14 protein-coding genes and 2 tRNA genes are annotated in these 15,510 nt (G+C 56.0%); 4 read left to right on the top strand and 12 right to left on the bottom strand.

What is annotated here, in order from left to right; genetic code table 11:
* Positions 1-92: 92 nt before the first annotated feature.
* From panB to D467_RS0110855, 4 genes are all read left to right on the top strand, one after another.
* Positions 93-884 carry a 3-methyl-2-oxobutanoate hydroxymethyltransferase gene (gene panB / locus D467_RS0110840; protein WP_018917547.1) on the top strand — a complete coding sequence of 264 codons (792 nt, stop codon included), beginning with the start codon at positions 93-95 and terminating at the stop codon, positions 882-884.
* Positions 885-925: 41 nt separating this feature from the next.
* Entirely contained in the window at positions 926-1,795 is an 870-nt protein-coding gene (panC, locus tag D467_RS0110845; protein WP_018917548.1) for a pantoate--beta-alanine ligase, read from the top strand.
* Positions 1,796-1,821: 26 nt separating this feature from the next.
* Positions 1,822-2,202: an aspartate 1-decarboxylase gene (gene panD, locus D467_RS0110850; RefSeq protein ID WP_018917549.1), complete on the top strand. Its 381-nt coding sequence runs from the start codon at positions 1,822-1,824 to the stop codon at positions 2,200-2,202.
* Between the two features lie 217 nt (positions 2,203-2,419).
* The gene (locus tag D467_RS0110855) at positions 2,420-3,598 is read left to right on the top strand and encodes an acetyl-CoA C-acetyltransferase (RefSeq protein ID WP_018917550.1); all 1,179 of its coding nucleotides are present in this window, start codon (positions 2,420-2,422) and stop codon (positions 3,596-3,598) included.
* Between the two features lie 117 nt (positions 3,599-3,715).
* On the opposite strand, the gene D467_RS0110860 is transcribed toward D467_RS0110855, so the two are convergent.
* From D467_RS0110860 to tpiA, 12 genes are all read right to left on the bottom strand, one after another.
* A complete protein-coding gene (locus D467_RS0110860; RefSeq protein WP_018917551.1) occupies positions 3,716-4,885 on the bottom strand; it encodes an MFS transporter in 1,170 nt (389 codons plus the stop codon).
* A 93-nt stretch (positions 4,886-4,978) separates the two neighbouring features.
* The gene (gene pnp / locus D467_RS0110865; protein ID WP_040460396.1) at positions 4,979-7,141 is read right to left on the bottom strand and encodes a polyribonucleotide nucleotidyltransferase; all 2,163 of its coding nucleotides are present in this window, start codon (positions 7,139-7,141) and stop codon (positions 4,979-4,981) included.
* A gap of 185 nt (positions 7,142-7,326) precedes the next feature.
* Entirely contained in the window at positions 7,327-7,596 is a 270-nt protein-coding gene (gene rpsO, locus D467_RS0110870; RefSeq protein WP_018917553.1) for a 30S ribosomal protein S15, read from the bottom strand.
* Positions 7,597-7,727: 131 nt separating this feature from the next.
* Positions 7,728-8,648, bottom strand: coding sequence for a tRNA pseudouridine(55) synthase TruB (gene truB, locus D467_RS0110875; protein ID WP_018917554.1), 921 nt, complete (start codon positions 8,646-8,648; stop codon positions 7,728-7,730).
* Positions 8,648-9,058, bottom strand: coding sequence for a 30S ribosome-binding factor RbfA (gene rbfA / locus D467_RS0110880; RefSeq protein WP_018917555.1), 411 nt, complete (start codon positions 9,056-9,058; stop codon positions 8,648-8,650). Before rbfA ends, truB begins: the two co-directional genes overlap by 1 nt.
* An 18-nt stretch (positions 9,059-9,076) precedes the next feature.
* Positions 9,077-11,623, bottom strand: a complete 2,547-nt coding sequence (gene infB / locus D467_RS0110885; RefSeq protein ID WP_018917556.1) for a translation initiation factor IF-2 — start codon at positions 11,621-11,623, stop codon at positions 9,077-9,079.
* A 27-nt stretch (positions 11,624-11,650) separates the two neighbouring features.
* Positions 11,651-13,165, bottom strand: a complete 1,515-nt coding sequence (nusA, locus tag D467_RS0110890) for a transcription termination factor NusA (protein ID WP_026285724.1) — start codon at positions 13,163-13,165, stop codon at positions 11,651-11,653.
* A 72-nt stretch (positions 13,166-13,237) separates the two neighbouring features.
* On the bottom strand, positions 13,238-13,696 hold the full coding sequence (rimP, locus tag D467_RS0110895) for a ribosome maturation factor RimP (protein WP_018917558.1): 459 nt from the start codon (positions 13,694-13,696) through the stop codon (positions 13,238-13,240).
* Between the two features lie 308 nt (positions 13,697-14,004).
* Positions 14,005-14,081 (bottom strand) — tRNA-Met (locus tag D467_RS0110900).
* A 170-nt stretch (positions 14,082-14,251) separates the two neighbouring features.
* A tRNA-Leu gene (locus D467_RS0110905) sits at positions 14,252-14,338 on the bottom strand.
* A gap of 28 nt (positions 14,339-14,366) precedes the next feature.
* Positions 14,367-14,726 (bottom strand): preprotein translocase subunit SecG, encoded by a 360-nt coding sequence (gene secG, locus D467_RS0110910; RefSeq protein WP_018917559.1) that lies wholly within the window; start codon positions 14,724-14,726, stop codon positions 14,367-14,369.
* Between the two features lie 4 nt (positions 14,727-14,730).
* The gene (gene tpiA, locus D467_RS0110915; protein ID WP_018917560.1) at positions 14,731-15,480 is read right to left on the bottom strand and encodes a triose-phosphate isomerase; all 750 of its coding nucleotides are present in this window, start codon (positions 15,478-15,480) and stop codon (positions 14,731-14,733) included.
* Positions 15,481-15,510: the final 30 nt, after the last annotated feature.

Raw genomic sequence — 15,510 nt, forward strand, 5'->3', positions numbered from 1 at the left:
CAACATATCGAACTAGCAGCATACCGAATTCGTGATACTAATAATGGCTGGGTGCCTATGCCGCACCGGCCCACGACGATAGAGAACATGCCATGAAACCCGTTACCCTGAGCACGCTACAGGCCTATAAGCGCGCTGGTGAAACGTTTAGTTGCTTAACCGCTTACGATGCCTCCTTCGCCCAGGCGGCAAGCCTTGCCGGTATTGACGTGCTCTTGGTGGGCGATTCATTAGGTATGGTGCTTCAGGGTCATACCAGCACTCTTCCCGTGACGGTCGACGACATGTGCTACCACACTCGCTGTGCAGCGCGCGGCAAGGGGCATAGCCTGTTGATGGTCGATCTGCCCTTCATGAGCAATGCGTCTACGCAGCGCATGCTCGACGATGCCGCCGCGCTGATGCGTGCCGGCGCCGAACTTGTAAAGGTAGAAGGCGAAGCCTGGATGGCCGACGGCATCCATGAGCTGACGCGGCGCGGCGTGCCCGTTTGCGCTCATCTTGGCTTAACGCCACAAGCTGTCTACCAGCTGGGTGGCTACAAGGTACAGGGCCGCGAAACAGCCCAGGCAGAGCGGATTTTAAACGATGCCAAAGTGCTGGTTGAAGCGGGCGCCTCGGTTATATTACTCGAGTGCGTACCGGCAAGCTTAGGCAAGGCAATAACCGAAGCGCTGGAAGTACCGGTTATCGGCATTGGAGCAGGCTCCGAGACCGATGGACAGATACTGGTCATGCACGATGTGCTCGGCGTGACCCACGGCCGCACTCCGCGGTTTGTGAAAAACTTCATGGCTGATGCTAATAGCATTCAGGGCGCGTTTCAGGACTATCATGAAGCGGTCAAAACCCGCACCTTCCCTGCTCCTGAGCACTGCTTTTAATCGACCGACTCCCTCACGACGCCAGAGCATACGACACGACTATGCGCACTTTGCGAGAGATTAACGACCTACGCAGCACGCTGCGTGACTACCGAAAGCGCGGTCAGCGGATCGCGCTGGTACCTACCATGGGCAATCTTCACGCCGGGCATTTAGCGCTGGTGGCGGCCGCACGCCAGCATGCGGATATCGTGGTCGCCAGCCTGTTTGTGAACCCCATGCAGTTCGGGCCTAACGAAGACCTGGATGGCTACCCGCGCACGTTTGCCGACGATCAGGTAAAGCTTACTGATGCCGGGTGCGACGTGCTCTTTTCACCCACGGTAAGCGCTCTTTACCCCCATGGGCTGGCTTCGCAAACCCGCGTTCACGTGCCTGACGTGGGTGAAGGACTGTGTGGCGGCTCGCGCCCCGGGCATTTTGACGGTGTGTCTACCGTGGTCACCATGCTGTTTAATCTGGTTCAGCCAGATATTGCCTGCTTTGGTGAAAAGGACTATCAGCAGCTTGCCGTTATCCGCAAGTTCGTTCGCGACCTGCACATGCCCATTGAAATTATCGGCGTGCCAATCGTACGCGCTGAGGATGGGCTTGCGCTTTCATCGCGTAACGGCTATTTAAGCGCCAATGAGCGTGCGATGGCACCTGCGCTTTACCGCATTTTGTGCGAACTGCGTGACGCGCTGGAACAAGGTGAACCGGCCGAAACCGCTCTTGGCCGAGGGCTTACGCGGCTTGTGGATGCGGGCTTTACCCCCGACTACCTGGAGCTTCGCGATACACAGCTCAAGCCTGCCAGCGCCACAACGCGCGAGGCGGTGCTGCTAGCCGCCGCCAAACTAGGCCCCGCCCGCTTGCTCGATAACCTCAGCGTGCAGCTACCTTCTCAATCAACCACGTCTCACCACTAGGCAGCCTTCGCCGCCCAGGAGTTGTTATGCAAACCATTATGCTTAAAGCCAAGCTACATATGGCGCGTGTTACCCATGCCGTGCTGAATTACGAAGGGTCCTGCGCGATTGATGGCGACCTGCTGGATATGGCGGGTATTCGTGAAAACGAACAAATCCAGATCTACAACGTGGAAAACGGTGAGCGCTTTACCACCTACGCCATTCGTGGTGAAGAAGGCTCACGATTAATCTCGATTAATGGCGCGGCGGCACATTTAGCGGCTCCCGGCCATCGGGTCATTATCTGCAGCTACGCCCACTACTCAGAAGCCGAGCTTGAGCAGCACCGCCCGGCGCTGGTGTATCTGCAGGAAGGCAACCACGTTAGCCATACCAGCCACGCAATTCCAGTGCAGTTGGCTTAAACCGATGCCAGTGCAACGGGCTTACACCATAGGTATGAAAACGGGCCATTACGGCCCGTTTTTTATTTGCGTCCAAAAGCGTATTGCCGCAACGCACAACCATCCCCTATGCTGAGTAGCACAGCTGACACAAAAGGTAGATAGCGTACGTTGCTACACGCTAAAAACAAAACAGCCATAACAGGCGGTCTGCCTTACTCACGTTAGGAGTCATATCATGCAAGAAGTAGTCATTGTTGCGGCTCGCCGCACCGCGGTCGGTTCTTTTGGTGGTTCACTTGCGGGCATACCAGCAAGTGACCTTGGCGCGTTAGTGATCAAGGATATTCTTGAATCAACCGGCGTCTCCCCCGACCAAGTCGATGAAGTGCTGTTAGGCCAGGTACTGACCGCAGGCGTGGGCCAAAACCCAGCTCGCCAGGCGGCCATCAAGGCGGGTCTGCCTGCTTCTGTTCCGGCCATGACCATAAATAAAGTCTGTGGCTCAGGCCTTAAAGCCGTGCACCTCGCCACACAAGCGATTCTGTGTGGTGACGCTGAGCTGATTCTGGCCGGTGGACAAGAAAACATGTCCGCATCTCCCCATGTGCTCCCCAACTCGCGCACAGGCCAGCGCATGGGCGATTGGAAAGCCATTGATACCATGGTGCATGATGGCCTATGGGATGCCTTCAATGACTATCATATGGGCATTACCGCCGAAAATCTGGCTGAAAAATACGGCATTACCCGCGAGCAGATGGATGAGTTTGCCGCTCAGTCGCAACAGAACGCCGCCAACGCCATTAAGGAAGGCAAATTTAAAAGCCAGATCGTGCCGGTTGAGATCCCCCAGCGCAAAGGCGATCCGGTGGTATTTGATACCGACGAGAATCCGCGCGAAATTACCGCTGACAAACTTGCCGGTATGCGTCCGGCGTTCAAAAAGGATGGCACCGTTACCGCAGGTAACGCCTCCTCATTGAACGATGGCGCGGCCATCGTGATGGTCTGCTCGGCACAGAAAGCCAAGGAACTGGGCCTTGAGCCGCTGGCGCGTATTGCCGCTTATGCCAATGCAGGCGTAGATCCAGCCATTATGGGTATTGGCCCCGTGCCCGCTACCCGCCGCTGCCTGGAAAAAGCTGGCTGGAGCCTGGATGACCTGGACCTGGCCGAAGCGAACGAGGCGTTTGCCGCCCAAGCGCTGGCGGTGCAGAAAGAGCTGGGGTGGGACATGTCCAAAGTCAACGTCAACGGCGGTGCGATTGCCTTGGGCCACCCGATTGGGGCTTCCGGTTGCCGCGTGCTGGTATCGCTACTTCACGAGATGATTGCCCGTGATGCCAAGAAAGGCCTGGCAACGCTGTGTATCGGCGGTGGCCAAGGGGTTGCGCTGGCGATTGAGCGCCCCTAACCTCGAAAGTAGCAGGCGATAAAATGCCAATGCCCCTGTCACTGACAGGGGCATTTTTATTGGCTAAGGCTCAGTATTTAATACTTAGACTTTGCACCAAACACTTAGACTTAACACTTAGCGATGCTTTTCACCCACAATCCGCGAAGGCGTTCGCCAGACCAACAGCGCGCCTAGCAAAAACAGGCCTGATGCGGCCCACATGGTAATGGGCAGGCTGGAGGCATCGACAACGCGGCCACCCACCATCGCGCCCAACCCAATGGAGAGATTGAACACAAAGGCCATCAAGGCAGTCGCCGCTTCGGTATTAGGTGCCGTACGTAATATCCAGGTCTGAATACTCACTGATACGCTGCCAAACACCGCGCCCCAAGCCATTAACAGCAGAACGCCACTAGTGGGCTGCACGCCGAGTAGCGGGAAGACCGCCACGACCAGCAGCAATAGGCTTGGGATCGCCAGCACGGCGCGATATGGATGCCGCCCGGCAAACATCCCCGCCGCAATATTACCCAGGATACCCGCTGCCCCATACAGCAACAGCAGGCTACCTACATGACGCTGGGCAACACCGCTTATTTCCTGAAGGATAGGGCTGATAAAGGTGTACGCCGCAAAGTGGCCCACGACCACAAAGCCCGTGGTTAATACGGCCACCCTGACGCCGCGATTGCCAAACTGCTGGGCCAGCACCTTAAGGCGGACAGGCTCTCGGGGCGGCAGGGGCGGAAGCCAGCACCACAGCGCCAGCGCGGTTAACAGGCTGAAACCGCCCAGCGCTGCAAACGCGACCCGCCAGTTGCTTAGATCCCCCAGCAAGGTACCCAAGGGTACGCCCAGTACCGATGCAGCTGCCACGCCGCCAAAAATGATGGTCATGGCCTTGGGCACCTTATCACTGGGTACCAGACGCGGGGCAATACTCCCGGCCACAGCCCAATAACCACCGATGCTGATACCCACTAGTACACGGGCAGCCAGCAGCAGCATAAAGCTACTGGCCATCGCCGAAAGCACGCTACCAATCACCATGACGCCCATGAGCAGGGTCAGCATGATACGTCTATCCAACCGGCCTACCGCCACGGGCAGTAGCGGTGCTGAAAAAGCGGCGACCACGCCCGGTACCGTTACCATCAAACCAGCAACACCCGGCGTCACGTCCATGGATGAAGCCACCTGAGACAACAACCCGATAGGCAGTTGCTCAGCGGTTACCAATAAAAAAATGCCGATCATCACGGCGACCACCGCCCACCAGCGCGGTGCCTGTTCCTTCTCCATGCCTACTTCCTTCTAACTAACTTCCTTTCAACCAAACGACTCCGCCCCCGCAACCAGAGGCTACGGGGGCGGAAGAGACAACCTTACGGCGACTTAGTCCGCGGTGTTCTCACTTTCAGCGGCAAACGCTGCTTTCTCTTCTTCGGTGATCTCTTTGATCGAAAGTTTCACGCGGTTGCGGTTATCGATGTCGAGCACCTTCACAATCACGTCATCGCCTTCGTTCAGGAAATCGCGCACGTTGTTAACGCGCTCAGCCACGATCTGTGAAATATGCACAAGACCATCAGTACCCGGCATGATGTTCACAAAGGCGCCAAAGTCAGCAATACGTACGACCTTGCCGTTATACAGCTTGCCAATTTCCGCTTCCGCAGTAATCGCCAATACGGTATCGATGGCTTTTTTCGCCGCCGCTTTGTCTTCGGCGTAGATGCGCACGGTGCCGTCGTCATCCAGGTCGATAGACGCGCCGGTGTCTTCGCAGATCTTGCGAATGGTGGCGCCGCCTTTACCAATAACGTCACGGATCTTGTCCGGGTCGATCTTGATAGTCGCCATGGAAGGTGCATTCTCGGAGACGTCGGTACGGCTCTGGCTGATGACGATGTTCATCTGCTCAAGAATACCCAGACGCGCTTTGTGGGCTTGCTGAAGCGCGGTCTCCATGATCTCTTCGTTGATGCCTTCGATCTTGATGTCCATCTGCAGGGCAGTGACACCCTCTTCTGAACCGGCCACTTTAAAGTCCATATCGCCAAGGTGATCTTCATCACCCAGGATATCGGTCAATACTGCGTAGCCATCTTCGTCTTTCACCAGCCCCATGGCGATACCCGCCACCGGTGCTTTCAGCGGTACACCCGCATCCATCAGCGCAAGCGAGGAGCCACATACCGACGCCATGGAGCTTGAGCCGTTGGACTCAGTGATTTCCGATACCACACGAATGGTGTAGGGGAAGGCTTCTTCAGACGGCAGCATGGCTTGAACACCACGACGCGCCAGGCGGCCATGGCCGATTTCACGACGTTTCGGGCCGCCCATGAAGCCCGCTTCACCTACCGAGTAGGGAGGGAAGTTGTAGTGCAGCATAAAGCGGTCTTTACGCTCGCCTTCCAGCGACTCGATCAACTGAGAGTCACGCAGGGTGCCCAGCGTTGCCACTGCAATCGCCTGGGTCTCACCACGGGTGAACACCGCAGAACCGTGAGTCTTGGGCAGCACGCCCACTTCGATGGCCAGCGGGCGCACGGTGAAGTTGTCGCGGCCGTCGATGCGCGGCTCACCTTTTACAACGCGTGAACGTACAACGCGCTTTTCAAGACCGGCAAAGGCACCTTTTACTTCGTCTTTGCTGAACTTGTCGTTAACCGGCTCGCCTTCAATGGCTGCAAGCTGCTCGATCGCCTGCTCTTTCAGAGCTGCAAGAGCGTCCTGGCGCTGCATTTTGTCGGTGATGCGGTAAGCGTCGCCCACCTGAGCTTCAAACGCGTCCGCGATGGCGGTTTTCAGCGCCACGTTCTCAGGGGCTGGCTGCCAGTCCCAACGCGGCTTGCCAGCCTCTTGAACCAGTTCTTTAATCGCGCTGACCGCGACCTGCATTTCCTGGTGGCCAAACAGTACGGCACCCAGCATTTCGTCTTCCAGAAGCTCTTTGGCTTCGGACTCGACCATCAGCACGGCGTTTTCAGTACCAGCAACCACCATGTCGAGCTCAGAAGTCGCCAGTTCTTCAACGGTCGGGTTAAGGAAATAACCCTGCTCTTCGTTGAAGCCAACGCGCGCAGCACCAATCGGGCCGTTGAACGGCACGCCGGAAATGCTCAGTGCAGCGGAGGTGCCCAGCATCGCGGCAATATCCGGATCGTGGTTACGATCAGTGGACAGAACGGTACAGATAACCTGCACTTCGTTCATAAAGCCTTTAGGGAAAAGCGGGCGGATCGGACGATCGATCAGACGCGAGGTCAGGGTTTCTTTCTCGGTCGGGCGTCCTTCGCGCTTAAAGAAGCCGCCGGGAATTTTACCTACTGCGTAGGTTTTTTCCTGGTAATGAACCGAGAGCGGGAAAAAGGGCTGGCTGGGGTTGGCTTCTTTGCGCGCCACCACGGTACACAGCACAACGGTATCTTCCATGGTGACCATAACGGCACCAGTGGCTTGACGAGCGATACGCCCGGTTTCTAGCGTGACGGTGCTACGACCGTACTGAAACGTTTTTTTTACCGGATTCACGGCGACTTCCTTTAACATTAATATCTACTTGTCTATTCGTTTGGGTCGTTTTGACTCGTCACCATTCTAGGCGCTGTAGCGCCATAGGGCTACCAGAAACCCAAAATCACCGGGCGCAAAGACCTTGCTCAGTGACTGACACGCATAAAAAAACGGGCAGCTCACAAGGAGCTGCCCGTTTCTCAATCTTCGCCAACAATAACTTAGCGGCGCAGACCTAAACGCTGGATCAGAGACTGATAGCGTTCGAAATCTTTACGCTTCAGGTAGTCCAGCAGTTTACGACGCTGGTTTACCATGCGGATCAGACCACGACGCGAGTGGTGATCCTGCTTGTTGGTTTTGAAGTGGTCCTGCAGGCCATTGATGTTGGCGCTCAGCAGTGCAACCTGTACTTCAGGGGAACCGGTATCGTTATCGCCGCGGCCGTATTCGTTGACGATTTCGGCTTTAGTTTCAGCGGTTAATGCCATCTGTCTCTCCAGTAAGCAATATGCCTAAAATTTAATGGGTGAGACCACGCATATTTGCAGTCTCAGGCGACTCTCTTCACGTACTATTTTCGCGCAAACCGTCACATCCTTGCAACGTTTTACCCAGACTCTTACGAGATAGCGACGGTACTTAACAGCCGCTTGGGCGCTACTTCCTGAGCACCTTTTACAACACCGAGGCCGATAAACGTCTCGGCATAATAAAGTCTTGCCAATGCATCGGGGGCCAGCGCACCAATACTCAAGTTGGCCGATTGACCGTGGGCTAGACGCCCGTAAGCCGTTTCGTCCACCTTAAGCGTCGGCAGGTGATCCACCAGCACATCAGCGGGCATTAATTCAGCCTCACGCGAGGCCTGATCAGCCAATGCTTCAAGCGCTTCCAGCGTCCACATCGCATCGCCCGTAAAAGGCCCGGTCTTGAGCCTGCGGAGCTGACTGATGTGGGCACCACACCCAAGCGCCAAACCGATATCTTCAGCCAGCGTACGGATGTAAGTCCCCTTACTGCAGGTGACTTCAAGCTCGAAGGCTTCGCCGTCAAACGCAAGCAGGCGCGCATCATACACGCTTACCCGCCGCGCTGCACGCTCTACCTGCTTACCCTCGCGGGCCAGCTCATAGAGCTTTTTGCCCTGATGCTTGAGCGCCGAATACATCGGCGGCACCTGATCGATCTCACCACGAAAGCGCGCAATAGCAGCTTCAATATCATCCGCTGTTAACGACGGCACATCGCGGCGTTCAATCACCGTGCCTTCTGCATCACCGGTGTCGGTGATCACACCCAGCTCAACGCGGGTGCGATACATCTTGTCGGCTTCCAGCAGGTGCGCGGAGAACTTGGTGGCCTCGCCCAGGCAAATCGGCAACAAGCCGGTTGCCATGGGATCCAGCGTACCGGTATGTCCGGCTTTTTGGGCCTCGAACAAACGACGCACACGCTGCAGAGCATGGTTACTGGAAACGCCCTTGGGCTTATCCAGAAGCAGTACCCCGTTGACCGGTAAACCGCGACGGCGACGGGCCATTAGCGCGTCTCCTCACCTTGATCAGAATCACCCTCTTCATCCGCTTGGCGAGCCCGGTCAGTCGACACGGCCTCTTCAATCAGGGAAGAGAGGTGCTGCCCACGCACCACACTCTCATCGTAATGAAAGCGTAGTTCAGGGACATGGCGTAGCTGAATACGTTTGGCAATCTGGCTTCTCAGAAAACCGGCGGCGCGCTTAAGCACCTGAAGGTTCTCCTTGATACGCTCGGGCTCCTGTTCACCCAGCAGGGTGACATAGATATCGGCGTAACCCAGGTCACGGCTAACGGTCGCGCCGCTCACCGTGATCATGCCCAAACGCGGATCTTTGACTTCGCGCTGAATAAGTACCGCCAGCTCCTTTTGGAGCTGGTCGGCTACTCGGTCGGTACGCTTAAATTCGCGCATAGCTGTCTCCTCGCGGCCTTACAGGCTGCGCTCGACTTTGACTTGATCGAAGACTTCGATCTTATCGCCGACCTGGACATCGTTGTAGTTCTTCACACCGATGCCACACTCAACGCCATTACGTACTTCCTGGACGTCATCTTTATAGCGGCGCAGCGACTCGAGTTCACCTTCGTAGATGACCACGTTGTCACGCAGTACACGGATGCGCTTGTTACGGAACACTGAACCTTCGACGACCATACAGCCTGCCACCGCGCCGATCTTCGGCGCACGGAACACGTCGCGTACTTCGGCAACACCCACGATTTCTTCTTTCCACTCGGGGGCGAGCATACCGCTCATCGCCTGCTTGACCTCATCGATCAAGTGGTAGATGACGCTGTAGTAACGCAGATCCAGGCCTTCGCGCTCAATGATCTCGCGGGCAGCGGCGTCGGCACGGACGTTGAAGCCGACCACGATAGCCTCAGAGGCAAGCGCCAGGTTGGCGTCAGTACCGGTGATACCGCCGACACCTGAAGAAACCACCGCCACTTGCACTTCATCAGTGGAGAGTTCTTCCAGGGCGCCTTTGATCGCTTCGAGCGAACCTTGTACGTCGGCTTTAAGAACGATGTTGACCTTGGCCACTTCGTCCTGGCCCATCTGGCTGAACATGTTCTCAAGCTTGGCTTTCTGCTGACGCGCCAGACGTACTTCGCGGTACTTGCCTTGACGGAAGTTGGCCACTTCACGGGCTTTCTTCTCATCAGCCACGACCATGAAGTCGTCACCGGCATCCGGCGTGCCGTCCAGGCCCTGAATCTCTACGGGCATGGCGGGGCCGACGTTCTCAACCTGTTGGCCAAGTTCGTTGGTCAGCGCACGTACGCGGCCGTAATGCAGGCCAGCCAAAACGATATCGCCTTTCTTCAGAGTACCGTTTTGAACCAGTACGGTAGCGACCGGGCCGCGGCCTCGATCAAGACGCGACTCAACGACAACGCCTTTGCCAGGTGCCGACGGTACCGCTTTAAGCTCAAGCACTTCAGAGACCAGCTGGATTGCTTCCAGCAGTTCTTCGATGCCTTCACCGGTCTTGGCGGAAACGTGAACAAACTGGGTATCACCGCCCCACTCTTCGGAAATCACGCCATGCTGCGAGAGTTCGTTACGAATGCGGTCAAAATCAGCGCCCTGCTTATCAATCTTGTTCACCGCCACGACCATGGGTACTTCGGCCGCTTTGGAGTGCTCGATTGCTTCCACAGTCTGGGGCATTACGCCGTCATCGGCAGCCACGACCAGGATAACCACGTCGGTTGCCTTGGCACCACGGGCACGCATGGCGGTAAACGCGGCGTGACCAGGGGTATCCAGGAAGGTCACGCCACCGTGATCGTCCTCAACGTGATAAGCACCGATATGCTGGGTAATACCACCCGCTTCGCCGGTAGCTACCTTGGCGCGACGAATGTAATCAAGCAGCGAGGTCTTACCATGGTCAACGTGACCCATGACGGTAACCACCGGTGAACGGGTGATCTCTTCGCCTTCGTAGGAGATGCCTTCGAGCATTTCCGTTTCCAGCGCGTCATCTTTAACCAGCTTGACCTTGTGACCCATCTCTTCCGCCACGATCGCTGCAGTATCCTGATCGATGGTCTGGTTGATAGTCACGGCCGCGCCCATGTTAAACATGGCCTTGATCACTTCGTTGGCCTTGATCGACATTTTGTCAGCCAGCTCAGCAACGCTGATCGACTCAGGGATCGATACTTCACGCACGATCGGCTGGGTCGGCTTCTGGAAGCCATGCTTGCCGTTGCCGCTCTGGCTTGCACCACCGCGACGGCCACCACGACGTTCGGCACGTTTTACTTTCTTCGCGCCACCGCCACGCTTACGCTCTTCGCGATCACCACGATCATCATCGTCGTCACGACCTTTCTTCTTCGCAGCAGCCTTCTTGGGCGGCGCGGTACGACGGTCGGTACGGCCTTCTTTCGGCGGCGCCGGCGGCATGTCTTCTGTCGCAGGCGTATCGTCGATCTGAAGTTCGGGCACTTCAACTTTGGGTGCAGCCTTCGGCTCAGCCGCAGCTTTCGCTTCGGCTTCTTTACGCGCTGCTGCTTCAGCCGCTTTGGCTTTTGCAGCGGCGGCTTTTTCTTCGGCTTCACGCGCGTCGCGAACTTTACGTTCAGCTTCGGCTTCGGCCATATCGCCTACCAGCTGACGCGGGCCAGAATGCTTGGGCTCAGCGGCTTTCGGCTTATCGTCTTCAGCGCTTTTAACGTACGTCTTCTTCTTACGTACTTGCACTTCGATCGTTTTGCCACGCTCGCCAGTTTTAATACGGCTGCGCGTTTTACGGGTCAGCGTGATACGGTTTTTGCTTGTATCAGTCTCGCTGTCGCCGCCATGGCTTTTCTTCAGAAAGCTCAGCAGTTTCTGCTTGTCTTCTTCAGACACGGCATCGCCTTCAGAGGCATGCTTAAGGCCAGCTTCTTTCATTTGTTCCAATAGGCGGGGCACATCACGGCCCACCTTTACTGCAAAATCTTTAACTGTCATATCTGACATAGTGACCCTCCTCAGCCCGTGACCTGTTTACTGTGTGTTCGAATCCGATGCGTTATCGTCTTCAAACCAGGGCGCACGGGCAGTCATGATCAGTGCCGCTGCGCGCGCTTCGTCCAACTCCTCGATATCGACCAGATCGTCGACAGACTGCTCGGCGAGATCTTCCATGGTGATAATGCCGCGGCTGGCCAGCGTGAACGCCAGATGACGCTCCATACCGTCCATTTCCAGCAAGTCGGCTGCTGGCTGAGCACCATCTAGCGCTTCTTCAGAGGCAATCGCCATCGTCAGCAGCTCGTCTTTAGCGCGTGCACGCAGCTCTTCAACCAAATCTTCATCGAATTCTTCGATTTCAAGCATCTCTTCAAGCGGCACGTAGGCAACTTCTTCCAAGGTGGTAAAGCCTTCTTCCACCAGCAGACGGGCGACATCATCGTCGATACCCAGATGCTGAATGAAAGAATCCACCAGACTGTCAATTTCCTGCTCACGCTTGGATTCGGCCTCCTCCTCGGTCATCACGTTGATACGCCAGCCGGTAAGCTCGGATGCCAGGCGTACGTTCTGACCGCTACGACCAATTGCCTGCGCCAGGTTATCCTGCGCGACGGCAACGTCCATTGCATGAGCGTCTTCGTCGACAAGGATAGACCCAACATCGGCAGGCGCCATGGCGTTAATCACCAACTGGGCGGGATTGTCGTCCCACAGCACGATATCAACACGCTCATTTTGCAGCTCGGATGAGACCGCCTGAACGCGCGAACCGCGCATACCCACACATGCACCCACCGGGTCGATGCGTCGATCGTTGGTTTTAACCGCAATTTTGGCGCGTGAGCCGGGGTCGCGGGCAGCCCCTTTAATTTCAATCAGCTGTTCAGCAATTTCAGGTACTTCAATTTTGAACAGCTCGATAATCAACGCAGGATTGGTACGCGACAGCTGAAGCTGGGCGCCCCGTGCATCCGGGTCAACTTTGACCAGCAGTGCGCGAACCCGCTCATTCATGCGGTAACGCTCGCCGTGGATCATTTCATTACGCGGCAGGAATGCCTCGGCATTCTCGCCCAAATCGATAATCAGGCCGTCACGGGTGGTCTTTTTAACAATACCGGCCACCAGTTCGCCTTCGCGGTCAGCGTATTGACGTACCACTTCGGCGCGCTCGGCTTCACGTACTTTCTGTACGATGACCTGCTTCGCCGTTTGAGCAGCAATACGGCCAAACACCGCATTTTCAATCTTTTTCTCGACAACGTCGGCCAGTTTTAACGGCGGATCGCGCTGTTCGGCGATGGTTTCTTTGATTTCGTAATCTGGCGTTTCGAATTCGTCATCTTCTACTACGGTCCAGTAGCGGAAGGTTTCGTATTCCCCCGTGCGACGGTCAATATGGACCCGCACGTTGGCTTCTTCATTCTCAAGACGCTTGCGTGACGCGCTCGCAAGAGCGGCTTCTACCGCTTCAAAGATGACATCCCGAGGGACGCCTTTTTCGTTGGAGATCGCGTCAACGACCATTAAAATTTCTTTACTCATGCGTTTGCCTCGCCAGAAAACCTGTCCTTTTGTGCATCACCCCGGCAGCCTGCCGGCAGCGCCGCCACCCGGTTAATCGAACTGCGGTACGATGTGCGCCGAATCAATACTTTCGATGGGAAAGCAGTACTCTTCGCCATCCAGTTGTATTAGTACTTCATCACCCTCGACACCCGCCAAGAGTCCCTGGTATTTACGCCGACCATCAAATGGAATGCGCAGCTTAAGTGCGACATGATGGCCTTGGTAGCGAATAAATTGATCCAGGGTATATAAGGGGCGTGCCATACCGGGCGAAGAAACTTCCAACCGGTACTCACCGGGGATGGGGTCTTCCACGTCCATCACAGCACTGACTTGGCGACTAATATCGGCGCAGTCTTCCACATTGACACCACTTTCGCGTTCGATGTAGATCACCAGCCGCGATTGCTTGCCCTGGGAAAGATGGTCGATACCCCACAGCTCAAAGCCCATGGCGGAAACGACAGGTTCAATTAGTGCATGTAGCGCAGCGTGTTTTGTGGCCACAGACAAAGCTCCTATAGCCGTTGCATCAGGCACCTGGCCAGGAGTCATAAGAAAAGCTAGGTGGCTGATTGGCGTTACCCGGAATGTGTCTCCGGCAACTCGGACGATATCCGCTCTTGAGACACTCTTGTTAACAAAAAGCTTGCTAACAAAAAGCCCCTTCACAGGAAGGGGCTTTTCATAAGAAACCTGTAATACCATCTTAGCAACATGTGACAGGCTTGTTGCCTGTAGCAGTTAACCTTGTTGGCAGATCATTTAAATGCACCCTGCCAGGTAAACCGTTTATCTAACATGCTACTAGGAAATGGTAGCGGGGACCGGATTTGAACCGATGACCTTCGGGTTATGAGCCCGACGAGCTACCAGACTGCTCCACCCCGCATCAATCTAGGTCGACGATAATAGACACTTGAACCACTTACGTCAAGCTATCTTTTCGTCTCAGGTGCCAAACCTGCTCTCTTTAGCAAAACGTTTTTGACGAAACAATGTGTTTTGACAAAATACAGTTTTGAAAAAGAATCTGGGAAGCTGGCGAGCCAGCGAATCAGATGGTGCCGAAGGCGGGACTTGAACCCGCACGACCATACGGTCACTACCCCCTCAAGATAGCGTGTCTACCAATTCCACCACTTCGGCATCAGGGGAGGCTAAAGAAAGCGACAGATTACTCGCTGCTTTCCTCTAGCACTGGCGCGGTATTATCCACACTTGCAGGGCTATCGTCAAGCGTTGGAACGCTTCGCTGTTGCTCGATCAAGCGTGAGTCTGGAATACCGGTCTCCGGTGCCTGGCCTGCTTGCGTTGCAAAGTATGCCAACGCCATGGAGGTCACGAAAAAGCCTGCCGCCAGAACCCCCGTAGTACGCGACAAGAAGCTGCCGCTCCCCCGAGAGCCAAAGACCGTTTGTGAGGCACCGCCCCCAAACGCAGCGCCCGCTTCGGCACCTTTACCCTGCTGAAGCAGGATCAATACAACCAGGGCGACCGCAATCACCACGTGGACCATAAGAATTGCAACTTGCATGGCGTTATCCTGCTGACTGACAAATGGCGTAGAAATCGTCGGTTTTGAGCGAAGCACCGCCCACCAAACCGCCGTCGATATCCGGCTGGGCAAGTAGCTCAGCCGCATTTTTTGCATTCATGCTGCCGCCGTAGAGCAAGCGTAACTGCTCGGCGAGCGTTGCACTAAACCCTGCCTGGTAGGCTCGAATACCGGCCATCACTTCCTGGGCCTGCTCCGGGGTCGCTGTGCGCCCAGTACCAATCGCCCATACGGGCTCATAGGCAATCACAACCTGCTGGCGCTGCTCAGGCTCCAGGCGTGCCATGGCGTAACCGACCTGGCGCAATACCACATCCATGGTCTGCCCTGCATCACGCTCGGCAAGCGACTCTCCTACACACAGGATCGGCTTAAGGCCTACATGAAGCGCGGCTAACAAGCGATCAAACACCTGCTCGTCGTTTTCACGGTAAAGCTCGCGCCGCTCGGAGTGACCGACCAGTACGTACGTCACGTCAAACTCCTGGAGCATCCGGCCGCTCACTTCACCCGTATGCGCACCCGAGCCATTAGGGTTAAGCGTTTGTGCGCCCAGCTGAAGCGGTGTATTGCGAAACGACTGACGCGCCGCCTCCAGATAGGGAAATGGCGGGATAACCACAATCTCCAGAGCCTCCGGCAACGACACGTCAGCAAACGCGCTGCCGAAATCATTGATCAGTGCCGTGGACCCGTTCATTTTCCAGTTACCGGCAATTAATGGCGTACGCATCGACTCTCCTCACTCCAGGTGGAGCGAAAT

Origin of the sequence: Vreelandella zhanjiangensis DSM 21076, from assembly GCF_000377665.1 — a bacterium.
GTDB classification, from domain to species: Bacteria; Pseudomonadota; Gammaproteobacteria; order Pseudomonadales; family Halomonadaceae; genus Vreelandella; species Vreelandella zhanjiangensis.